Below are 20,483 nucleotides of genomic sequence, written 5' to 3' on the forward strand. Positions count from 1 at the left end.
AACGAGCGGTTTGAACGAGGCCCCCTAAACCGGTGCAAAGCGGGCAGAACACTGATCTGTGGCTTGCCGAATTTCGACCGCCAAAGCTGGGGATCCTTGCAAAGACAAGCTCACCACATCACTTCAAGCCGCCCATCCACCAGTCGGACGGCGCGCGCGGCCATGGCACGCGCCTCTGACTCATCGTGCGTCACCAGCAAGGTTGGCATCCCAGCGGCTTCAATGCGGGTACGAAATTCATCACGCAAATTGGCGCGCAGATCTGCATCAAGCGCAGAAAACGGCTCATCGAGCAACAGCGCACGCGGATTCGTCACAAGGGCACGCGCCAGCGCCACACGCTGCTGCTCCCCCCCAGAGAGGAGCCAGACCTTTTGCTGTGCATGCGCTGCCAAACCAAACAGGGCAAGCATGTCCAGCGCAGTTGCGCGCGCCTGGCGTTTGTCTTGTCGCTGCTCAACCAACCCAAACGCCACGTTGTCCAGCACGTTCAAGTGCGGAAACAGCGCGAAGTCTTGGAACATCAGAGCAAACCGCCGCTGCTCCGGCGGCACCTGTGTGATTTTCTGACCGTTAAACCAGATGCTGCCCGTGAGCGGCAGTTGCAAGCCCGCCACAATGCTCAGCAGCGTGCTTTTGCCACTGCCCGACGGCCCCAACAAAGCCACAATTTCACCAGCGGCCACGCGCAAATTGATGTCTTTGAGCAGTGCACGGTCGCCGTAGTTTTGGCTGGTATGGCGCAGCTCAAGCATGGTGCAGCACCCCAAGCGCGACAGCACCCACCTGCGTGCGCCTGCGCTCATGACGACCGGCCACTGGCCACTCGATTAGCAAAAATGCCAGCAAGGCCAACAGCATCAACAAGCAGGCCAAGACAAACGCTTCATCTAGACTGGCCGCGCCCGGATGGCCCAGGCGCTGGTAAATCAATGTGGTGAGCGTGGACCACTCGGGGCGTGACAAAAACAGCGTAACGGCAAACTCACCCAGCGCCGTGGCTGCGGCAAACGCCATGCCGCGGCGCAAGGCCGGGCGCAGCAGCGGCAAGGTGACGCGCCAGAAAGTACGCTGCGGGCTGGCGCCCAGCGTGCGGGCAGCATGCAGCAAATGCGGGGGCAAGCTGTCCAAACCTGCAGACAAGGACTTGGCAACAAATGGGTAGGCCAGCACCGCATACGCTGCCAGCAGCAGCGCCAAACTGGCCGTCCAACCCGGATACAGCAGCAACAACCCAAAGGCGACCGTGATAGGCGACACCACAAACGGCAAAAAGGCAGCGGCGCGCCAAAGCACCGAGCGCTGCGCAGCCAGCGCATGCATCACGCCCAACACGGTGGCCACCACCAAGGCCGCAGCAGAAAACCGCAACGTGTTCCACAGCGCGGCGCGCACCTCCGCATCCAGCAGCGTGGCCCATGCGCCCAAGCCAGCTTGCAGTGCACGCCAGACGATGGCAAGGATCGGTAAGCCACAAATCACAAACAACACCCCCAGCGCAACCAGCACGGCCAGCCATTGCAGTACCCCTTGAGGGGGTTTGCGCGCCACGGGCTCAACCCGACCAGGCGCCGCCAGTCGCTTTTCAAGTACAGCGTAAATCAGCGCCACGGCCCCGGTAAGCAGCAGCATCCACAACGACAACACGCTGGCCTGACCCAACTGCAACTCATGGGCCACCAGGGTGTAAATCTCGACTTCAACGGTGGCAAAACGCTGCCCACCCAGCACTAGGGCCAGGCCAAAACCAGCAAAGCAATACAAAAAAACTAGGCACAAGCTCGACATCAGCCAAGGTGCAATGGCCGGCCACTCAATGCGCCAGAAGGCTCGCCAAGGTGTCGCGCCGAGCGACCTGGCTGCCGCCACCTGACGCGCGTTCACTTGGCCCAGCGCGTCCGTCCCGGCACGCACCACCAGACACAGGTTAAAAAACAAGTTGCCATACAACAGCAGCCAGGGCGTGTCTTGAAGATGAATGCCCAGTAACGCACTGAGCACGCCACGTGGCCCCCACAGCGCCAACACACCAAGCGCAGCCACCAAGGTAGGCACAACAAAGGGCAGCATCAGCAAACGCAGCACCAGCATGCGCCCGGCAAACTCAAACCGTGCCAGCACCCAGGCCAATGGCAAACCCAAGGCAAACGCCAGCACACAGGTGATGGCCGCCTGCGCCAATGACCACATCACGCGCCAGCGCAGGTAGTCGTCTTGCCAGGGTGACCAGATGGACCAGGATGCCGCTGTTGGCGCACCCGGCAAATTCACTTCGCCCGACCACCCGGCAAAGACCAACCGAGCCAGCGGCGCCAGCAGCAACACCAGCAGGGCTGTGGCAGGCAAGAGCCCTAGCCACAGGCCGGCTGACCCGCCACCACGCAGAAACTTAAACCTCATGGAATGCCGCACTGCGCTCGCCAAGACAAATGGGGGTCTGGCGCACAACCTTACTTGAGCACCACTTTAGTCCAGCGCGCCACCCAGTCCGCTCCCTTGCCAGCAACCATTTGCACCGCTGGGGCCTCAAACTCGCTAGGCTCGGTCGCGTGGCGCATCACCGCGGCGCGGGTGGTGTTAGCCTGCACGGGATACATCCACATCGCAGTCTGCAGGGCTTCCTGCACCGGGGCTGAACGCATGAAATCTACGAACTTCAGCGCCGCAGCACGTTGGCCGCCTCCCTTGACCAGGCCCACACCCTCCACCTGACGGAACACGCCGCCCTTGAGGTTCAGGCTGGCCGTGGGAGATTCCGTAATTTTTTCCTTGCTATAGAACACCTCGGCCGCCGGACTGGTGACGTAGCTCACCACCAGCGGGTAGGCGCCCTTATTGGCGGCGAAATCGGTGTAATAAGCTTCGCTCCACCCCTTGACCACCTTGAGGCCGTTGCTGCGCATTTTCGCCCACCAAGCAAACGCCGGCTCTTCACCCAGGGAAGAAATGGTGGCCAACATGAAGGCATAGCCCGTGCTGCTGGTGGCCGGGTTGGGGGTGACAAGCCAACCCTTGTAGACCGGCAGCGTCAATTCCTGCAGTGTTTTTGGCAAGGCCACACCACTTTGGGCAACGGTGGCACGGTCGTAATTTAGGGTCACAAAACCGTAATCCACGGCCGCCAGTGCAGCGCCAAGAGTGGCGTCAGGTGTCCCGCTGGTCTGGGGCAGCGTGGGCTCCAGCACGCCAGCTGACAGCGCCTTGGCGACCAGGGTGTTGTCAATGCCGAACACCACATCAGCCACCGGCTGCGCGCGGGTCAAAATGAGCTTGTTGAGCATTTCACCGGCATCGCCGCCTTTGATGATGGCCAACTTGACGTTGTTTTGCGCTTCAAACTGCGCCAGCAAAGGTTTCGGCAATGAAAAAGAGCTGTGCACCATGACGCGCAGTTCATCTGCGGCAAGGGCTTGGTTTGATGCTGACACAGCAGCCAGGGCAACAGCGGCCAGGGCAAAAAGACGACGATTCATGGCAAAGCCTCTCAATGCGCCAGCACAAAAAGCGCGGGGATTGAAGGCAAAACCGGCAGGCGGCAAGGCGAAATCCGTCACGCTCCCTACGCTGGCATGATCCAGATCAGGTGAGTGGGGTATTTCTCAGCCCGACTTACGACGGACACCCCCGGTGAGCAGGCTATTGTAATAACGCTCAACGTGTTAGTGTTTCAACCGCAAGAATTGCCGCCTGCAACCGGCACTCGCCGCCACCCGACACCACAATGGCCGGATAGCGCATGGTTTGAAGCACATGCTGCAACATTGTGCCAACGGCAGCACGGGCTTGGCTTCCATCGCGCTGCAAACCGTCTGGCACCCATGCCAAGTCAGGGGTCAATACCAGCGTCAGCGCATAGCTGCCATGCAACAGGTTGGCGCTGGCATACAAAGAACGGTCGGCAAAGTAAAAATCACTGTAAACCGCAGTCATCAAGGGAGCGGTATCACAAAAAACATAGCCAACGCCCGCTTGTCGTGCAAGCGCTAAGACCTGCGCCTCTTGCTCAAATTGTGTCCGCATCACCATCGCCTGCTCGTCAGCCCTTGGAGGACGGCCTTGCTGGTCACAAAAAAACCTCAGGTACTCAGGCACCCAAAACCCGGAAAAATGCTGTGCCAGAGTGCGCGCCAGCGTCGTTTTGCCAGTGCATTCGGCCCCCATCAAACAAATGCGCAGAGGTTCAGGTGCCATTGAAACTTCAGTCACCTGTGCGGGCCTCATTCGCCGACAGTGTGCACCCGGTTGCCACCACTGTTTTTGGCCACATACATCGCTTCATCGGCTTGGCGCAGCAAGGAAAATTGGTCTCTGGCGTGATCCGGGTAAATCGCCAGCCCCACGCTTGCAGAAATCGCCAACGCGTGGCCGTCAATCACCATGACTTGACTCAGTGACTGGCAAATTTTTTCGGCGACCACCTTGGCATCCTGAACTGACAGCACCATGGGCAGCAACACCATGAACTCATCACCCCCCACACGCCCTACCGTGTCGGCATTGCGCACACATGCCTGCATGCGTTGTGCCACGGCCACCAGCAAACTGTCGCCGGCTTGATGCCCATACGTGTCATTCACCGGCTTGAAATCATCCAGATCAACAAACATCACGGCAACCCGCGATTGATCACGCTGTGCTTGGGCCAGCGCCTGCTGCAAACGGTCTGCAAACAAGGCCCGGTTGGGCAAACCCGTCAACCCATCATGCTGCGCCAGGTGCCGGATCGCCTCGCGGCTCTCGTTAAGCTCGTGCAAATTGGCCACCACGGTGTGCTGCATCACATTCAGACTGGCCGCCAACACGCCGACTTCGTCATGCCGCTTGAAGTCCAAATGACTCACCGTCTGATTTTCAGAAAAATGCGTCATCGCATTTGTCATCACTTTCAGGGGACGGGTCACTCGCCTGGCCACCAGCATCGCCAGCAAAACGGACAAAAATCCCACCAAGGCAATCATCTGCACCGTTTTCCAGCCCTGGCGATCAATTTCTTGAATGACGTTCACCATGGGCTGCGACATGCCCAGGATGACAAAGCGTTTGTCTTCTGCTTGCCCGCCATAGGGCAGCCGAACAAACGCGGCCACCAACCCGTCGCTGCGCTGTTGCACGGGCGCCGCCGTGGTCACCACACTGCCGCCCACACCTTTGATCAGGCGGCCCACGGGCTTGAATGCATCCTGAATGAAGACCCGGCGCCCTGCATCAAAGCCAAACGCCTCAGCCGGATCCGGATGAATCAAGTAGTCGCCCCAATGGTTGCTCAAGTACACCTGATAAGCACTTGGCAACACCGAGCGCAGCCGGTGAAACAAGCCATTCAGGTCCAGATTGATCACCACCAAACCCAACACACGCCCATCAGCGCCCAGCACCGGCGTGGCGACTCGCACCGTAGGCTGGTTCAAGCCAGCATGCGCGCCTTCTTCATGGTTGATACTGATGTCAGACAAATAGACTTGCCCACGACTCAAACGCACAGTGTTGAACACGTAGGCGTAATGGGCTTTTTCCTGCAGGTCCGCCTCAGGGATGGTCAACAACACGTGACCGTCCCGATCCACCCGGACCAACTCCAGGCCGTGCTGTGCCGCGCTGATCAGACGAATCTGCAAGTAGGCCGGCCGCACCGCCATCAAGGCCTTGAAAGCATCCGCCAATCTGGATACCTCCGGGCTTTGTGCCTGCGTTATACGGTCAGCAGCCACCGCAGGCGTGCTGGAAAGGCTGGCCAGCATGCGGGTGTCACTGGCCACCACATCCATACTGCTTTCAAACTGGCGGCCCAGCACCTGAGTGGCCGTCAGCAAATCGCGCTGCGCGGACTCCAGTAACGTGACGCGGCTGCTGGCATAGGTGTAGTACCCCACCAAACCCATCGCCATCAGGCCAAAGATGGTGAGCAACAGCGTCAATTTGAAGGCAATGCCAAAACGCATGGCTAGAACCGTTCAGGCCGGTCACCCGACAAAATGCGTGACCACAAGGCGGCACGGCGCAGGTCGTTTTCAACCGGCTCCAGCCAATGAATCTTGTCAGTGTCCAGCGTGCTGGCAGAGGCCTCCAGGGTGTTGGACAACCCCTGACGACGGGTCAACTCGGCGCTGACTTTAGGCTCAAGCATGTAATTGATCCAGTGCTCGGCCAAGCCCTTGTTTCTGGCAGCCCGCGTCACAGCCCAGCAGTCAAGCCAGGCCAACGCGCCCTCTTTGGGGATCACATAGCCAACATCAGCACCGCTGTCACGCAGCGCCTTGAGTTGCTGCTGGCCGTAGTTGGCAAACAACACCGCCACGTTGTGCTGTCGGAACAGCGCCACGGATTCTTCAGGCAAGCTGTAAAACGTGAGCACGTTGCGGCGCAAGTCAATCAGGTGCCTGGTGACCTTGGGAAAAGCCGCATCGTCAATCTGAAAGGGTGCGCCACCCAGGGCCAGCGAAGTCACTGAAAAACCGTGGCTGCTGCCGTCAAACGCCAAAATGCGCCCCTGGTAAGCCGGATCCCACAGCACTGACAAAGAGGTGGGCGGCACCTTGAACTGCTTGCGGTCATAAATCAGGCCCATCTCGGAAAAGGTGTAGGGCACCGCATACACATCGCCCAAATGGGTGATGCCTGGAATGGCTGCGGTATTGCGAAAGCGTGGCAATTGGCGCGAAATGTTGGGCACATTGGCCAAGTCCAGCGGCTGCAACCATTTGCGGCGGATATAGCGCTGAATTTCAACCGTGTTGGCCGCCACCACATCAAAGTCGCCGCCTTGGTTGGCGCCCAGCTTTTGCGCCAGCACCTCGTCCGAACCCACCAGGGTCACATCCACCAGAACATCAAACTGTTTTTCAAACGCTCGCACCAGATCGGCATCGGCGTAGCCTGGCCAGGTGAGCACGCGCAAGGTTTCTCTGGCTTGCGCACCGGCAACGAAGAAAAAACTCAGCAAAAACAGGATGAATAGCTTGCCCATGTGTGTCTTGGTTGATGTGATCAGACGCGCCACAACACGCATTTGGAGCCGTTTACTGACTTAGCTCCAAGCGAACCACATGGCTTTCTTTTGCCGGCCAGGTGCGGCCCACCACCCGCTCGATCATATCCGTGTGAATTTCTGCCGCAATAGGGCGGCTCTGCAATTGGGGCAGGGTAATTTTCGCGGGGGGCACAGTCCGGCCGTCAAAAACGATATGACACACGTAAGGATCTGCACGCCCCCGGTGGCGCTCTAGTTCGATGATCGAAAAGGCTGGCAAATCTGCATCCGCGATCCGACTGGTCTTCAAATGCACCAACTGGCTGCCCCTGGGGAACGGACTGCGATAGGTGTGCGTGACGGCATAGCCGGGCGCACGTGTAACGAATTCGTAGGCGACACCCTGCTCTGCCTGAAACGGCCCCCAGCGCCCATCTTCCCCAAGCGCTTGGATATAAAGCGCCAAACCATGTCTTGCCAATGCGCCGCCGACTCGCCATCAACGTGTACAAACACCACGGGTGGCACAGTTGGACCGTAGGCACAACCACTGGTTGATATAAAAAATAGAGCGGCTAGCGCAGAAAATACAGGGGGCCGGGGTTAGAAGGCGTTTAAGCATGTAACTTTCAAAAAATCTACGTCACAGCGGCAACGCGCAGACCAACTTAAGCACCGGCCCCACCCAGCATCTTGAGCCCACCCAGATAAGGTTGTAGCGCCTCGGGCACAGTCACTGAGCCATCGGCATTCTGGTAGTTCTCCAGCACCGCCACCAAGGTGCGGCCGACGGCCAGGCCGGAGCCGTTCAGGGTGTGCACCAACTCGTTTTTGCCTTGCGCGTTCTTGAATCGGGCTTGCAGACGGCGCGCCTGAAAGGCTTCGCAGTTGCTCACCGAGCTGATTTCACGGTAGGTGTTTTGCGCCGGCAGCCACACTTCGAGGTCATAGGTCTTGCTCGCGCCAAAACCCATGTCACCGGTGCACAGGCTCATCACACGGTAAGGCAGGCCGAGTTTTTGCAAAATAGCCTCGGCATGGCCCGTCATTTGTTCCAGTAATTCGTAACTGGTGTCAGGGTGCACGATTTGCACCATCTCGACCTTGTCAAACTGGTGCTGGCGAATCAGGCCGCGGGTGTCACGCCCGGCCGAACCGGCCTCTGACCTGAAACACGGTGTGTGGGCGGTGAGTTTGATGGGCAGGTCAGCTTCAGCCAGCACCACGTCCCGGACAAAGTTGGTCAGCGGCACTTCAGCGGTGGGAATCAAATACAGCGCGGTGTTGTCGGGCTGCGCTTCGCCCTCTTGCCCCCCTTTTTTGGCAGCAAACAAATCACCTTCAAACTTGGGCAACTGGCCGGTACCACGCAGGGTGTCGCCGTTGACGATGTAGGGTGTGTAGCACTCGGTGTAGCCGTGTTCCTGGGTTTGCACGTCCAGCATGAACTGCGCCAAAGCACGGTGCAAGCGGGCGATTGGCCCTTTCATCACGGTAAAGCGGGCGCCGGTGAGTTTGACACCCATCTCGAAGTCCAGCCCCAGCGGTGTGCCCACATCCACATGGTCTTTGACCTCGAAGTCAAAGACCTTTGGCGTACCCCAGGTGCGCAGCACCACGTTGGCGTGCTCATCAATGCCCACCGGCACGCTTTCGTGCGGCAAGTTGGGCACAGCCAGCAACAGGGCTTGCATGTCTGCTTGAATCTGGTCGAGGCGTTTGGCAGACGCCTCCAGCTCGTCCTTGATGCTGGCCACCTGCGTCATCACCGCATCCACCTCGGCAGCACCCGCCGGGCCTTTGGCCTTGAGCTGGCCAATTTGTTTGCTCGACGCATTGCGTTGGGCCTGCAAGGCTTCGGTGCGCACCTGGATGGTTTTTCGCTCAGACTCCAGCGTAGTGAAGGCCGCCACGTCCAAAAAGGCTTGTGGGTTTTTGCGGGTTTCCAGGCGGGCCACCACTTGGGCCAGGTCTTTGCGAAGAAGGGTAATGTCTAACATGATAAAAATTTAAGTAAAAATGGGCTCTAGCCCTTTATTTATATGCGTAATCAGCTATGTATTAAATAGCAATCAAAGGTCTTCAGCATCATTCAGTCGAAGGCCTTTGGGCAGCGGAAACTTGACGCTCTCAGGGTCGCCCGGCAGCCGTTGCACCGACACCGCGCCCAGGGCCTTCAGGCGGTCAATCACCTGCATCACCAGAATTTCAGGGGCCGACGCGCCAGCCGTCAGGCCAACCCGGCTGCAACCCTCAAACCACTGCGGCTGCAAATCTTCCGCCGTGTCAACCATGTAGCCGGGCGTGCCCAGCTTGCGTGCCACTTCGGCCAGGCGGTTGCTGTTGGAGCTGGTGGGGCTGCCCACCACAATCACCACGTCCACCTGCGGGCTCATCAGCTTGACAGCGTCCTGGCGGTTTTGCGTGGCGTAGCAAATGTCTTGCTGCTTGGGCTCGCGCACGTTCGGAAAGCGCGCCTTGATGGCCGTGGCAATGGCGGCGGCGTCGTCCACACTAAGGGTGGTCTGCGTCACCACAGCCAATTTTTCAGTTTGCAAGGGCTGGACATGTGCCACATCTGCCACGTCTTCTACCAAGTGAATGCCGCCGTCCAACTGGCCCATGGTGCCTTCGACCTCGGGGTGGCCCTTGTGGCCAATCATGATGAACTCGAAGCCCTCTTTGTGCAGCTTGGCCACTTCCACGTGCACTTTGGTGACCAGCGGGCAGGTGGCGTCAAAGATTTGAAACCCCCGAGCGGCCGCTTCCAGCTGCACCGCACGGCTCACACCATGAGCCGAAAAAACCAGCGTAGATCCTGCGGGAACGTCATCTAGCGCTTCTATAAAAATAGCACCCTTGGCTTTCAGGTCGTTCACCACATAGGTGTTGTGAACGATTTCATGGCGCACATAAATTGGCGCGCCAAATTTGGTCAGGGCACGTTCCACGATCTCAATGGCGCGGTCAACGCCAGCGCAAAAACCGCGTGGCTCAGCCAGAAGAATCTGAACCCCCGCGTTTGTCACTGCCTGTGTTGCGCCGCTCATAACACCCCAATCACCTGAACTTCAAACGTCACCGGTTGGCCAGCCAGCGGGTGGTTGAAGTCAAACAACACCGCGTCACCCTTGGCGTCACTGCGAAAGTCAATGATCACACCGGCAAATTCACCGCTGCCGTCGGGGGTCGGGAACTTGATGACATCGCCCACGGCATATGTTTCGCCGGCTGCGCCCAGGTCTGTCAGCTCTTTGCGTGCCATCCACTGCTGCATGTCGGGGCTGCGCGGGCCAAACGCCTCGCCGGCGGGCAGCTCGATGGTGGTGCGCGTGCCTTCGGGCAGGCCCATCAGCCGGGCCTCTACTGCGGGGGCCAGCTCGCCAGTGCCCAGCGTGAGCGTGGCAGGCGCGGCGGCAAAGGTGTTGACCACGTCACCGGCGGGGCCACTGAGCCGGTAATGCAGGGTCAAAAACGAGCCGGGTTGAATGGTGGGGGTGGCGGTGGTCATGAAAATCCTGTGAATGCATGCAAAAAATGAGCTGTTGGCGCTGCCAAGCCCTAAACCCCAAATCGGGGTGAGCCAGGGCTGGGCGCATAAACTGCCTGCAATTGTAAAAGCCCACCCTATCGCACTCCCCATGGCCCTTAAAGACCTTCCCCTTGATGCCCAACCGCGCGAAAAGCTGCTGGCCCGTGGCCCCAAAGCCTTAAGCGATGTGGAGTTGCTGGCGATTTTGCTGCGCACCGGCATCAAGGGCAAGGGCGTGCTGCAAATGGCCGATGAGTTGCTCAGGCTCAAATCCGCAGCGCCGCTGGTAGCCACAGATACGGCGTGCGACACCGCAGCCCTAGCCCCTGCTGTCATTGGCTTTGGTGGCTTGGCCGGGCTCCTAGATGCCACCGCCGACGACCTTAAACGCATTAAAGGCCTGGGGCCTGCCAAGCGCTCAGAGATCGTCGCCGTGCTGGAGCTGGCGCGCCGTGCCATGGCACAGCGCCTGCAAGAGCGCACGGTGTTTGCAACACCCGATGCCGTCAAACACTACCTGCAATTGCACTTGTCGGCACGTAAACATGAGGTGTTTGCAGTGCTGTTTCTGGACGTGCAAAACCGCCTGCTGGCAATGGAAGAAATGTTTCAAGGGACCTTGACACAGACCAGCGTCTACCCGCGTGAAGTGGTGCTGCGCGCCCTGCACCACCAAGCCAGCGCCGTGGTGCTGTCGCACAACCACCCCAGTGGCACGGTGCAACCCAGCCGCGCCGACGAGATGTTGACGCAAACCCTAAAAACCACCCTGGCGCTGATTGATGTGCGGGTGCTGGACCACGTCATCGTGGCGCCTGGCGAGGCCCTCAGCATGGCAGAACGGGGGCTGATGTGAGCACCCGCGGCAATCCGTCTGGCCGCGAAACCAAGCTTGGCCCACCCCACTCGGCAACGCCCCTGAAAGCAGGCGCAACGGCCCTCAGGGTAAAGACTTTAGGCGACCTCAAGGTGGTCAAAAAGGCCATTGCAGAGCAGGCCAAACAACGCGTACTGCAAATGAGCGCAGCGGCCAAGGCCGTCAAGCAGACAGCCACCGACAAAGACTTGTTTATTAGGGCTGCAGGCGCCGTCAAGCCCCTGCCTGACAAGCGTAAGCTGCTGCATAAACCAGAGCAAAAAATGCCGCTGGCGATGCAGTATCAGCAGGATGAAAAGGCGGTACTGAAAGAGGCCATCAGCGACGAATTTGATGTGTCTACCCTGCTGGAAACAGACGAACACCTGAGCTTTCGCCGCCCAGGCATTGGCACCGATGTGACGCGCAAACTGCGCCGCGGCGACTGGAGCATTCAGCGCCAGCTTGACCTGCACGGCCTGCGCCGCGACGACGCCCGGGAAGCTTTAAGCATCTTCATCCGAGAGGCGCACAAACAAGGCATTCGTTGTGTGCGCGTGGTGCATGGCAAGGGCTTGGGATCGCCCGGCAAAGCGCCGATTCTGAAAAACCGGGTTCACAGCTGGCTGGTGCAAAAAAACGAGGTACTGGCGTTTGTGCAAGCCAAACCTGCCGATGGTGGTGGCGGGGCACTGGTGGTGGTGTTGATGACGTCCAGGGCTTGACGCCCGGCCGACTCAAGCCGCGTCCAGCGCGACAGGCCCAGTTTTTTTGCCCTGCGCCGCATGCCGCAACACACTGCGCAACTTGGCCGGACGCACTGGTTTTTGCAGCAGCACCAGCCCGGCCGCCTGAACCTGTTCACGCACCGCTTGTGCCGTATCGCCGCTGATCAGGCAAGCGGCCACATCAAAACCCAGGGCGTCACGCACCATGCGCACGGCCTCAATCCCGTTGTCTGGCCCGCGCAACCGGAAATCACTGACGATCATGTCAGGCGGTGGCGCAAGCCGCGCCAGCGCGCAAGCGCCCAGCGCCGTATCAGTGACGGTGACGTGGCAGCCCCAGGATTCCAGCAGACCCGTCAAAGCCGCGCCCCCCAGAACATCGTCTTCAACCAACAACACCTGCAGACCATCAAAAGCGGCCATGGGCGAGTCTGCAGCGCCCAGGGGCAGGCTGCTCAACTGTGCGACAGTGGCAGGCACTTGCAAACAAAAACGTGAACCACGGCCCAGGCTTGAGTGCAGGCTCAACGGCAAATTCAGCAGGCGGCATGAGCGCTGCACAATGCTGAGCCCCAGGCCCAGGCCCTTGCTGCGGTCTCGCTCAGCGTTACCTACCTGAAAGAACTCTTCAAAAATTCGTGCGTGATGCTCTGGCGCAATGCCCACGCCACTGTCCCAAACCTCAATGCGTGCATGCGTCGAACGGAACCCAGGACGACACGCCACCAGCACCGTGCCTTGCTGGGTGTGTTGCAGCGCGTTGCTAACCAGATTGAGCAACACACGGTAAAGCAGCACCGGGTCAGTTTGTAGCCACAGGTTTGACGGCCTGATGCGCAGCCGCAGCCCTTTGCCAGCAGCCACTCCCGCGAAACTGGTGCGAAGTTGTTCAAACAGGTGATTGACGGGAAAGGCTTGGGAACGCACCTGCATGGACGGCGCATCCAGGCGTGAATAATCAAAAAAGGTATCCAGCATGTCTTGTAGCGCCCGCACCGAAGCATCGACCCCCGCCACCAAGGCTTGGGTCTGCGCGTCATGCGGCAACTGCGTGAGCCGCGCCACAAACAGACCCAAGGCGTGCGCCGGTTGCCGCAAATCGTGGCTGGCTGCTGCCAGAAACCGCGACTTGGCCAGGGAAGCCGCCTCGGCGTGTTCTTTGCGCTGCTGAAGCTGCGCTTCAAAGCGGCTACGCACGTGGTTAAAAGCCGCAGCCACCAGTGTGTAAAAACTCAAGGACAGCAAAAAGTGCACGCTGACCACCGCTGAAAACTGATGCACGCCAGCCAAAGCCGGGCGCATCGCCACAAAATACACCGCCACCACCCCCAGAAAAACCAGGCTGTAAATCCAGCCAAGGCGCTGGCCTTTCAAGAAGAACGCCAGAAACGGCACGGTGTAGACCCAGAAAAGTCCGGTGCCCTCAATGCCGCCGGTCACGATCAGTGCGCCAAAAATGACGGCCGCACACAGCAGCAGCAATGTTTCCGCCGCCGCCACGCGGCTTGGCGTGTGGCTCATAAACACGGCAGGCGCCAACAAGCAAAGCGCGGCCGCCAATTCGATCAGGCCCAACACCAGCAGGCCCGGGGTCACCAGGTTGTAGACCGAAAACAGCAAGGCAACCGCCAGTCCAATGCTGCTGGCGGCGCGCACGTGGCGTGCGCGTTCGCTCAAACCGATCACAAATTCCATCCAGCCCCCGAATCATTGACAACCACCGGGTCTGTCCCCGGGCGGCCCGATGCTACCAAACCAACACTTTTGCGCCGGCGTGGCCCTTTCTGATGATTCTTCAATGTTCATGACGCCATTCAGCTCTGACTATTCTTTTAAAGGCAGACTGGCCCCAACTTTCTTGGTGTAATACGACCACAGCAAAGGCCGCAAAACGCACTTGACACCTCTTTTTGGAACCCTTGAAATTGAAACCCGATTCTTCCCAATACGAAACCTTTCTGCGCCACGTGCAAACCACAGGTGTCTTCAAACCGGACCGCACCGGCACCGGCACCACCAGCGTGTTTGGCTACCAGATGCGCTTTGACTTGACCCAGGGCTTTCCGCTGGTGACCACCAAGAAGGTGTTTTTGCGCGCCATCATCGTCGAGCTGCTGTGGTTTTTGCGCGGCGACTCCAACGTCAAATGGTTGCAGGAAAACGGCTGCACCATCTGGGACGAATGGGCTCGCGCCGATGGCGATTTGGGCCCGGTCTACGGCGTGCAGTGGCGCAGCTGGCCCAAGCCCGATGGCGGCCACATTGACCAAATCCAGCAGGTCATTGACACACTCAAGGCCAATCCGGACAGCCGCCGCATATTGGTGAGCGCCTGGAACGTGGCCGACCTGGACAAAATGGCGCTGATGCCCTGCCACGCGTTCTTTCAGTTTTATGTGGCCCCGCCCACCATTGCGGGCGGCCGCGGCAAATTGAGCTGCCAGCTGTACCAACGCAGCGCCGACATCTTTTTGGGCGTGCCCTTCAACATTGCCAGCTACGCCCTGCTCACCCACATGGTGGCGCAGCAGTGTGACCTGGACGTGGGCGATTTCATCTGGACCGGGGGTGACTGCCACATTTACAGCAACCATGCCGAGCAAGTGGCGCTGCAGCTCAGCCGTGAGCCTTTTGCCTATCCATCCCTTGTCATCAAAAGCAAGCCTGCTAGTATTTTTGATTACACGTTTGAAGATTTTGAGGTGCAAGGCTACCAATGCCACCCCGCCATCAAGGCCCCGGTGGCGGTGTGATCAGCCGCAAACAACTCTGGAGCCTGGTCGCCCTCACGCTGATGTGGGGCATCAACTGGCCGATGATGAAGTACAGCCTGCGCGAACTCTCGCCGCTGTACTTTCGGGCGCTGACCATGAGCTGCGGCGCGCTCTGGCTGTACAGCTTTTACCGTGCCAAGGGCGTGCGCATGTGGCCGCAAGGTGCCGAGTGGCGCAGCGTGGTCACACTGGGGCTGCCCAATGTGCTGGGCTGGCACACGCTGGCCATTTTGGGTGTGAAAGAACTCGCCAGCGGGCGCGCCGCTATTTTGGGCTTCACCATGCCGATCTGGACCGTGTTGCTCGGCATTTTGTTTTTCAAGGAAAAACTCACCAAACGCATCGCACTCGCCGTGTTGGCTGTGGCTCTGGCCATTGGCTTGCTGACGTTCAACGAGTTGACAGCACTCTCAGGCAAGCCACTGGGCATAGTCTGGATGGAACTGGCCGCCTTATGCTGGGCCGCAGGCACCTTGATGATGCGCCGCGCGCACCTGACCATTCCCATGGAAACGCTTACGGTGTGGATGCTGATTCTGGCGAGCCTCAGCCTGTGGTTGCTGGCTGCCCTGCTGGAACCCTGGCCGGTTTGGCAATTTTCTGCGCCCATGTGGGGCAGCCTGGTCTACGGCGCGCTCATCAACTACGGCTTTGCCCAGATCATCTGGTTTGGTTTGGCGCGCCACCTGCCGCCGGCCACCAGTGCCATGAGCATCATGGCGATACCACTGGTGGGCACCCTGAGCGCCACGCTGATCGTGGGCGAAGTGCCCCATTGGCAAGATTTTGCGGCCATGCTGTGTGTCATGGCGGCCATTGCGGCGGTGCTGATACCGCCGCGTAAACCGTTGAAAACCTCATGAAACTGAAACTGATTTTTGCCCGCGCTGCCAACGGCGTGATTGGCGCCAACAACACCCTGCCCTGGCACCTGCCCGAAGACATGGCGCACTTCAAACGCAGCACGCTGGGCTGCCCGGTCATCATGGGGCGCAAGACCTGGGACTCGTTGCCCCTCAAATTCAGGCCACTACCTGGCAGGCTCAACGTGGTGGTGACACGTCAAAAAGACTGGCACGCCGAGGGTGCGCTGGTGGCGCATTCCATCGAACAGGCCTGCGCGCTGTGCCCACCCGACAGCACCGCCTGGGTCATTGGTGGGGCCGAGGTCTACACGCAGGCCATGCCACTGGCCAACACCGCCGTGGTGACCGAGATTGATGCCGACTTTGACGGCGATGCCTATGCGCCAGACTTCGGCCCTGCGTGGGTTGAGGTTTCACGCGAGCCCCACACCAGCAGCAACGGCATGAACTTCAGCTTTTTGACTTATCAAAAACAATAGCTGCTTACGCATATAAATAAAGGTCTAGAGGCCAAAATTACCATGAAACTTGCCACCTGGAATATCAATTAGCATCCCATATAGGCTCAAGAAATCCCATAATAAAAATAAATACTTATATTTATCAATAAGTTACGACGAACACGATCCCAAGACGTTTCATTGAAGCACGGCCAAAGTGGGTAGCTAGGTGGGTAGCTAGCGTCTATACTGACGCTGCCAGCTACCCAACCTCAAGCATCACCCATGGGAACTCAAGTCAACCTGCTCGACGATGTCCAGATACGACATTGGATAAACAAAGGCGCGCCACTCGCTCGCTCGGATGGCGGCGGCCTGACATTCACACTCTCAAACTCAGGCACGGCCAGTTGGGTCCTTCGCTACCGGACAGGCGCTGGACGGCGCAAAGAACTGACACTCGGCAACTACCCTGACCTTTCGCTTGCGAAGGCACGGCAACTTGCGCGCGCAAATCGCGTGGAAGTAGACAAAGGCAACGACCCGGCAGTCGAGAAAAAAGTTGAGAAGATGCGCTCCAAGATGGCATGGACCGTCCGCGCACTCATAGCTGACTACAAAGAAAAGAAACTCGTCTCGCCCCATCTCGCCGAAGGAACGATCTACTACCGCAAGTGGGATTTCGAAAAGGTCATCCTGCCCAAGCTCGGTTCCCTCGAAGTACAGCAGGTCACCCCGGCAGAAATCGTGCACGTATTGGAATCGGCCAAACGCTCCTGGACTATCTCAAAGCGTATCCTGACTTCATGCAAGCTGTTGTTTGCGCATGCTTGCGGCAAACGTCTGATTGATTCCAATCCAACAGCTGGTATTGACTTGGTTGCCTTGATGGGGCAGCGACCCCCTGTTCGCAAGCGTGTGATGCTTACAGAGGAAGAGCTCCGCACGCTACTCGCCAATATCGATGACATTGGCGTTGAGAATGCCCTGGCCTTTCGCATTCTCTTGGCAACCTGCGTACGGTCCGTTGAACTGGCGAAGGCCCGGTGGGAGCACATTGACTTGGACCTTGGAACCTGGTGGGTTCCCGATGAGTCGGTTAAGACACGAAACGGCTTCCTCGTGCCACTGACACCAACCGTTGTGGGTTGGTTCAACGACCTGCAGGATCTCGCTGGTGACTCTCCATGGGTATTGCCTGCACGTGTGGAGCGCAGGCGGAGACGGCTTGGAGATATCCACGTTGGCGAAACAACACTCTGGGCGGCCATCGCAAGAGCATTCGAACGGGGCGATATCGAGATCCGCAAGTTCACCCCACACGACACGCGAAGCACCGCCAAGGGACACATGCGCAACATGGGAATCTCGCGCGAGATATCCGAAATTGCATTGAACCATACCCTAAAAGGGATGGAAGCGATCTACGACGTTCGGGAAGAAATTCCCGAACGCAGGATCGCCCTGGAACGATGGGCAGCTTTCATTGCTGCTTGCGAAAGTGGGAAGCCTTGGAATGTCGTACCCTTGAAAGTAGCGTGACGAAATTATCAAGATGTGCAGGTCTGCGAATTGACATGCGCCAGATCTGTTTCGACATGAGAAGCCAAGCCGCCGAGCAATGCATTCACCGCGAAGACGGATCACACGGTCGAACAAACGCACATTTGCGACACAGGCACGATGAACAGGTGGACTGAGGTTCAACCTTCCCAGCAAACAGCTCCCCCCGCCTTATCGCCAGAAAAATTACATCGGCATGTGATATCAGTCTCACTTGATGACAACCCATTCGGAAGCCATCTGGCCGCTCAGTCACAATATAGGCGTAATCCGCGACAACATCTCCCGTGTGCGTCATTAAGGCCACGCGCTGTGCCGACAATTCAATGACATCCGACTGATACGTCCGATTCGTCTCCCTGGTTTTCAGCTCAACCAGCACCAACACACCTGCCGCATTGCGATAAACCCTATCCACCCTGGCAGAAATTGACACCGGCCCGGCGGATTGGAATAAGCGTTCCGCATAGACCAGGCCGGCGCTTCTCAATTCTGGCGGCAACCTTGCCTGGCGTGGGTCTGACTTACTACGCCACCACCAAAGAAGGATGACCGCGAGCGCACCGACGGCAATAACGGCTAAGGCATCAAGCCTCATGGCGCTGTTTCCTGGCTTGAAACCACCTTGCCGCACACAAGACAAGCCAGCGTCCAAACTCCATGAAGGCAACAAAACAACGCCCCGGGCGAGCCGAATCCCTATGCTGTTCCCGATAAAAGTGCTCATGCGCCAGTCGACCGCGCTTGATTGCCTGCTGCTGTTCAACGGTCAGTCGCTTGCCATAGCGATGTTCAAACACCACCAGCCGCTCGCACACGCCCATCTGCGCCAGTTCTGACGCGCTGACTGACGCCCTCCGGCGTCCATGCCTCTTCGCCGACGCCATGATCAGTCCTCCCCATCGACCATTGGCGCATCGAACGCCTGGACGACATGCCCTGCAACGGCCGGATTGACCTTCGAGGGCGCCTGTAACGCCGATGCAGCCGATTGGGATAACGCTCCCGCCGCCGGTACCAGCATCCAGTTCTGTGCCAACAACCCCTCATGAGCCAGAAAGCGCAGCCGGTTCACCCGCTTCGTTCCCTTGTTGAACCGGATCAGGTCATCGTAGAGGCGCGGGTTGTCCTCCCTCGTCATCTCGAACAGCAGCCGAACCGGCTCGCCGTTTGTTTCTTTGTCCCGGTTCATGCGCCCTCTCCTTCCAACCGTGTTGTGCGGGCAGCACGACCGAGACTTTGCATCGCAGTGGCGGCGTAATTCGTGCCAGCGATCTGGTAGCCCCGCAAATTCGAGAACATCGGCTCTTTGACCTCCAGAATCTGATGTGTCGCAAACGCCTCCTTCACCGCCTTTTTGAACAGGAAGGCGCCGCCACCGACCAGGATGACATGCTGGACGTCATAGAACTCCCCGATGCGACGCATCATGGCCCCCACCGCCTGCTTCGTGACGCTTTCCACCACCGGCCTCATGCGCGCCAGACTGTAGGTCCGCTGGAAAATTGTCAAGTTTTTGTTGGTACGCAGCGCCAGATCGATGGCGTCCAGCTGGTTGTAGGGTCGGCCGATCTCCGCGCTGATGTCGTCCGCAATCACCTGCAGGATGTCGGACACCCCGCGGTTAACTGAATGGCTGCGCTTGTGCGACAGCTTCATGCCCCGTGCCACCAGCCAGTCGAAGGTGCGCGAACCGGGATCGATCACCAGGCTATGCTCGTTCTCCATTGCCACCACCTTGTCATGCTGCGAGGCGTAGTCGATCAGTGCCCCGTTGGGCTGGGCCATGGCCAGCGCCTTGCGCACCAGCACGGTCTTGCCATTGCCCACGTCATGGGTGCCAGTCATCAATTTTTCCAGCGCGGCCTTCTTCAAGGCAAACATGGCCACCGGCAGCCCCACCACCAGCAGGTCGATGGTGTCGACCTTCATCATCCGCAGTGCCCCGCGTGCCAGGGCCAAGTATTCCGGGGTGTCAATAAAGTTGTCGTGGATCTGCGTGGCACGAAAGGTGTCGGCAGCCAGCATGACGTCCGGCCCCACTTCATAAAACATGCCGCCAATCGGGATGGCGACGGTTTTGCGGCGATCCGCACCCAAGGTGGTGGAGGGGTCGCGTGGAAAGGGGTAGGCCAGCGATGGGAAGCTGGCACAGTGAATGTCCTCGCCAGAGACACCGGTGACGTACTTGGTGTTGCCGTAGCCAACGTCCACGGCTCGAATGATCAGTTCCATAAAAAACTCCAAATCAGGGTTACAGGGCGATCAGCATCGGTGGCCCGACGCCGTCCATCCACGCAGAAATCCCCTTCAAACCGTCCGGTTTCGGGATCGGCTCTGGCCTGAGTCCCAATGCAACCTTGTCAGGTCGCACTGAAACGAGACCGTTTTCATCGGACATGTGGAGAAGTCCTGCGTGTCGAACCACGGTCTCACCGCAAACCGAACTGTCAAGGGCTTGAATGGCGCAGATCGCGCTGATTGAGGTTCTTTTTCGTTCCAGCCATCCAAATTGGCCAACAACCCGGTCAACGTCCCGTCCGAGACCAGAGGCCGCGATTTCCCTTGTCAAGCCCGCATGCAGCCTCGCTTTCAACACCCTCGGGACAATAAACGCGGCTCACGGCCACATCCCGGTTCGTCAATCGCCACCCAAAACCACCTGGAAATCAGCAGCATTTCCGGCACGCCTGCTTGACCCAGCCTCTTCTTTCGCGTCAACTACAGGTTCCCGAGGGCGTCCTGGCCCTGCTCCAT

The 20,483-nt window shown here is 58.8% G+C and carries 21 protein-coding genes and 1 riboswitch; of the genes, 6 read left to right on the forward strand and 15 right to left on the reverse strand.

Annotation, left to right across the window (positions count from 1 at the left end):
- Nucleotides 1-110: 110 nt before the first annotated feature.
- The 10 genes from PHQ58_RS15155 to PHQ58_RS15200 form a co-directional block, all read right to left on the reverse strand.
- A complete protein-coding gene (locus PHQ58_RS15155) occupies nucleotides 111-755 on the reverse strand; it encodes an ABC transporter ATP-binding protein (protein WP_300112293.1) in 645 nt (214 codons plus the stop codon).
- Complete coding sequence (locus PHQ58_RS15160) at nucleotides 748-2,400, reverse strand: iron ABC transporter permease (RefSeq protein ID WP_300112295.1); 1,653 nt, start codon at nucleotides 2,398-2,400, stop codon at nucleotides 748-750. The genes PHQ58_RS15155 and PHQ58_RS15160 overlap by 8 nt, the downstream gene beginning before the upstream one ends.
- Nucleotides 2,401-2,450: 50 nt before the next feature.
- Nucleotides 2,451-3,473 (reverse strand): thiamine ABC transporter substrate binding subunit, encoded by a 1,023-nt coding sequence (locus PHQ58_RS15165; RefSeq protein ID WP_300112296.1) that lies wholly within the window; start codon nucleotides 3,471-3,473, stop codon nucleotides 2,451-2,453.
- A gap of 65 nt (nucleotides 3,474-3,538) precedes the next feature.
- A riboswitch (TPP riboswitch) is annotated at nucleotides 3,539-3,636 on the reverse strand.
- Between the two features lie 15 nt (nucleotides 3,637-3,651).
- Nucleotides 3,652-4,191 (reverse strand): ATP-binding protein, encoded by a 540-nt coding sequence (locus PHQ58_RS15170; protein WP_300112298.1) that lies wholly within the window; start codon nucleotides 4,189-4,191, stop codon nucleotides 3,652-3,654.
- A gap of 26 nt (nucleotides 4,192-4,217) precedes the next feature.
- Nucleotides 4,218-5,939 carry a GGDEF domain-containing protein gene (locus PHQ58_RS15175; RefSeq protein WP_300112300.1) on the reverse strand — a complete coding sequence of 574 codons (1,722 nt, stop codon included), beginning with the start codon at nucleotides 5,937-5,939 and terminating at the stop codon, nucleotides 4,218-4,220.
- Between the two features lie 2 nt (nucleotides 5,940-5,941).
- Complete coding sequence (locus PHQ58_RS15180; RefSeq protein ID WP_300112301.1) at nucleotides 5,942-6,964, reverse strand: extracellular solute-binding protein; 1,023 nt, start codon at nucleotides 6,962-6,964, stop codon at nucleotides 5,942-5,944.
- A 52-nt stretch (nucleotides 6,965-7,016) separates the two neighbouring features.
- Entirely contained in the window at nucleotides 7,017-7,433 is a 417-nt protein-coding gene (locus PHQ58_RS15185) for a hypothetical protein (protein WP_300112302.1), read from the reverse strand.
- 202 nt (nucleotides 7,434-7,635) lie between these two features.
- A complete protein-coding gene (serS, locus tag PHQ58_RS15190) occupies nucleotides 7,636-8,967 on the reverse strand; it encodes a serine--tRNA ligase (RefSeq protein WP_300112303.1) in 1,332 nt (443 codons plus the stop codon).
- A 72-nt stretch (nucleotides 8,968-9,039) separates the two neighbouring features.
- The gene (gene ispH / locus PHQ58_RS15195) at nucleotides 9,040-10,017 is read right to left on the reverse strand and encodes a 4-hydroxy-3-methylbut-2-enyl diphosphate reductase (RefSeq protein ID WP_300112305.1); all 978 of its coding nucleotides are present in this window, start codon (nucleotides 10,015-10,017) and stop codon (nucleotides 9,040-9,042) included.
- Complete coding sequence (locus PHQ58_RS15200) at nucleotides 10,014-10,478, reverse strand: FKBP-type peptidyl-prolyl cis-trans isomerase (RefSeq protein WP_300112307.1); 465 nt, start codon at nucleotides 10,476-10,478, stop codon at nucleotides 10,014-10,016. The genes ispH and PHQ58_RS15200 overlap by 4 nt, the downstream gene beginning before the upstream one ends.
- Before the next feature lie 130 nt (nucleotides 10,479-10,608).
- Here PHQ58_RS15200 and radC point away from each other — a divergent pair, with 130 nt between their 5' ends.
- Nucleotides 10,609-11,355: a DNA repair protein RadC gene (gene radC, locus PHQ58_RS15205; RefSeq protein ID WP_300112308.1), complete on the forward strand. Its 747-nt coding sequence runs from the start codon at nucleotides 10,609-10,611 to the stop codon at nucleotides 11,353-11,355.
- Between the two features lie 62 nt (nucleotides 11,356-11,417).
- Complete coding sequence (locus PHQ58_RS15210) at nucleotides 11,418-12,080, forward strand: Smr/MutS family protein (protein ID WP_300112327.1); 663 nt, start codon at nucleotides 11,418-11,420, stop codon at nucleotides 12,078-12,080.
- A gap of 12 nt (nucleotides 12,081-12,092) precedes the next feature.
- Here the strand turns inward: PHQ58_RS15210 and PHQ58_RS15215 are convergent, their stop codons facing one another.
- Nucleotides 12,093-13,778, reverse strand: a complete 1,686-nt coding sequence (locus PHQ58_RS15215) for a hybrid sensor histidine kinase/response regulator (RefSeq protein ID WP_300112310.1) — start codon at nucleotides 13,776-13,778, stop codon at nucleotides 12,093-12,095.
- Between the two features lie 263 nt (nucleotides 13,779-14,041).
- On the opposite strand from PHQ58_RS15215, the gene PHQ58_RS15220 reads away from it, so the two are divergent.
- From PHQ58_RS15220 to PHQ58_RS15235, 4 genes are all read left to right on the forward strand, one after another.
- Nucleotides 14,042-14,836: a thymidylate synthase gene (locus PHQ58_RS15220; protein ID WP_300112329.1), complete on the forward strand. Its 795-nt coding sequence runs from the start codon at nucleotides 14,042-14,044 to the stop codon at nucleotides 14,834-14,836.
- Nucleotides 14,800-15,720, forward strand: coding sequence for a DMT family transporter (locus tag PHQ58_RS15225; RefSeq protein WP_300112311.1), 921 nt, complete (start codon nucleotides 14,800-14,802; stop codon nucleotides 15,718-15,720). Before PHQ58_RS15220 ends, PHQ58_RS15225 begins: the two co-directional genes overlap by 37 nt.
- On the forward strand, nucleotides 15,717-16,202 hold the full coding sequence (locus tag PHQ58_RS15230) for a dihydrofolate reductase (RefSeq protein WP_300112312.1): 486 nt from the start codon (nucleotides 15,717-15,719) through the stop codon (nucleotides 16,200-16,202). The genes PHQ58_RS15225 and PHQ58_RS15230 overlap by 4 nt, the downstream gene beginning before the upstream one ends.
- 246 nt (nucleotides 16,203-16,448) lie before the next feature.
- Nucleotides 16,449-17,705 carry a site-specific integrase gene (locus tag PHQ58_RS15235; protein WP_300112314.1) on the forward strand — a complete coding sequence of 419 codons (1,257 nt, stop codon included), beginning with the start codon at nucleotides 16,449-16,451 and terminating at the stop codon, nucleotides 17,703-17,705.
- 85 nt (nucleotides 17,706-17,790) lie between these two features.
- Here the strand turns inward: PHQ58_RS15235 and PHQ58_RS15240 are convergent, their stop codons facing one another.
- The 4 genes from PHQ58_RS15240 to PHQ58_RS15255 form a co-directional block, all read right to left on the reverse strand.
- A complete protein-coding gene (locus tag PHQ58_RS15240) occupies nucleotides 17,791-18,324 on the reverse strand; it encodes a hypothetical protein (protein WP_300112315.1) in 534 nt (177 codons plus the stop codon).
- A 291-nt stretch (nucleotides 18,325-18,615) separates the two neighbouring features.
- On the reverse strand, nucleotides 18,616-18,918 hold the full coding sequence (locus tag PHQ58_RS15245; protein ID WP_300112317.1) for a hypothetical protein: 303 nt from the start codon (nucleotides 18,916-18,918) through the stop codon (nucleotides 18,616-18,618).
- Nucleotides 18,915-19,961: a PRTRC system protein D gene (locus PHQ58_RS15250; RefSeq protein WP_300112319.1), complete on the reverse strand. Its 1,047-nt coding sequence runs from the start codon at nucleotides 19,959-19,961 to the stop codon at nucleotides 18,915-18,917. Before PHQ58_RS15250 ends, PHQ58_RS15245 begins: the two co-directional genes overlap by 4 nt.
- Nucleotides 19,962-19,980: 19 nt before the next feature.
- Nucleotides 19,981-20,127: a hypothetical protein gene (locus PHQ58_RS15255; RefSeq protein WP_300112321.1), complete on the reverse strand. Its 147-nt coding sequence runs from the start codon at nucleotides 20,125-20,127 to the stop codon at nucleotides 19,981-19,983.
- Between the last annotated feature and the right edge of the window lie 356 nt (nucleotides 20,128-20,483).

Origin of the sequence: Rhodoferax sp. (assembly GCF_028688795.1) — a bacterium.
Classification (GTDB): Bacteria; Pseudomonadota; Gammaproteobacteria; order Burkholderiales; family Burkholderiaceae_C; genus Rhodoferax.

Excerpts from the sequence above, each read along its gene's own strand:
- PHQ58_RS15175 (WP_300112300.1), bottom strand. The coding sequence starts at position 5,939 with ATGCGTTTTGGCATTGCCTTCAAATTGACGCTGTTGCTCACCATCTTT.
- PHQ58_RS15235 (WP_300112314.1), top strand. The coding sequence starts at position 16,449 with ATGGGAACTCAAGTCAACCTGCTCGACGATGTCCAGATACGACATTGG.
- PHQ58_RS15160 (WP_300112295.1), bottom strand. The coding sequence starts at position 2,400 with ATGAGGTTTAAGTTTCTGCGTGGTGGCGGGTCAGCCGGCCTGTGGCTA.
- PHQ58_RS15250 (WP_300112319.1), bottom strand. The coding sequence starts at position 19,961 with ATGGAACTGATCATTCGAGCCGTGGACGTTGGCTACGGCAACACCAAG.
- PHQ58_RS15180 (WP_300112301.1), bottom strand. The coding sequence starts at position 6,964 with ATGGGCAAGCTATTCATCCTGTTTTTGCTGAGTTTTTTCTTCGTTGCC.
- PHQ58_RS15215 (WP_300112310.1), bottom strand. The coding sequence starts at position 13,778 with ATGGAATTTGTGATCGGTTTGAGCGAACGCGCACGCCACGTGCGCGCC.
- ispH (WP_300112305.1), bottom strand. The coding sequence starts at position 10,017 with ATGAGCGGCGCAACACAGGCAGTGACAAACGCGGGGGTTCAGATTCTT.
- PHQ58_RS15165 (WP_300112296.1), bottom strand. The coding sequence starts at position 3,473 with ATGAATCGTCGTCTTTTTGCCCTGGCCGCTGTTGCCCTGGCTGCTGTG.
- PHQ58_RS15230 (WP_300112312.1), top strand. The coding sequence starts at position 15,717 with ATGAAACTGAAACTGATTTTTGCCCGCGCTGCCAACGGCGTGATTGGC.
- PHQ58_RS15155 (WP_300112293.1), bottom strand. The coding sequence starts at position 755 with ATGCTTGAGCTGCGCCATACCAGCCAAAACTACGGCGACCGTGCACTG.
- PHQ58_RS15170 (WP_300112298.1), bottom strand. The coding sequence starts at position 4,191 with ATGGCACCTGAACCTCTGCGCATTTGTTTGATGGGGGCCGAATGCACT.
- PHQ58_RS15245 (WP_300112317.1), bottom strand. The coding sequence starts at position 18,918 with ATGAACCGGGACAAAGAAACAAACGGCGAGCCGGTTCGGCTGCTGTTC.
- PHQ58_RS15200 (WP_300112307.1), bottom strand. The coding sequence starts at position 10,478 with ATGACCACCGCCACCCCCACCATTCAACCCGGCTCGTTTTTGACCCTG.
- PHQ58_RS15255 (WP_300112321.1), bottom strand. The coding sequence starts at position 20,127 with ATGTCCGATGAAAACGGTCTCGTTTCAGTGCGACCTGACAAGGTTGCA.
- PHQ58_RS15240 (WP_300112315.1), bottom strand. The coding sequence starts at position 18,324 with ATGAGGCTTGATGCCTTAGCCGTTATTGCCGTCGGTGCGCTCGCGGTC.
- radC (WP_300112308.1), top strand. The coding sequence starts at position 10,609 with ATGGCCCTTAAAGACCTTCCCCTTGATGCCCAACCGCGCGAAAAGCTG.
- PHQ58_RS15225 (WP_300112311.1), top strand. The coding sequence starts at position 14,800 with ATGCCACCCCGCCATCAAGGCCCCGGTGGCGGTGTGATCAGCCGCAAA.
- serS (WP_300112303.1), bottom strand. The coding sequence starts at position 8,967 with ATGTTAGACATTACCCTTCTTCGCAAAGACCTGGCCCAAGTGGTGGCC.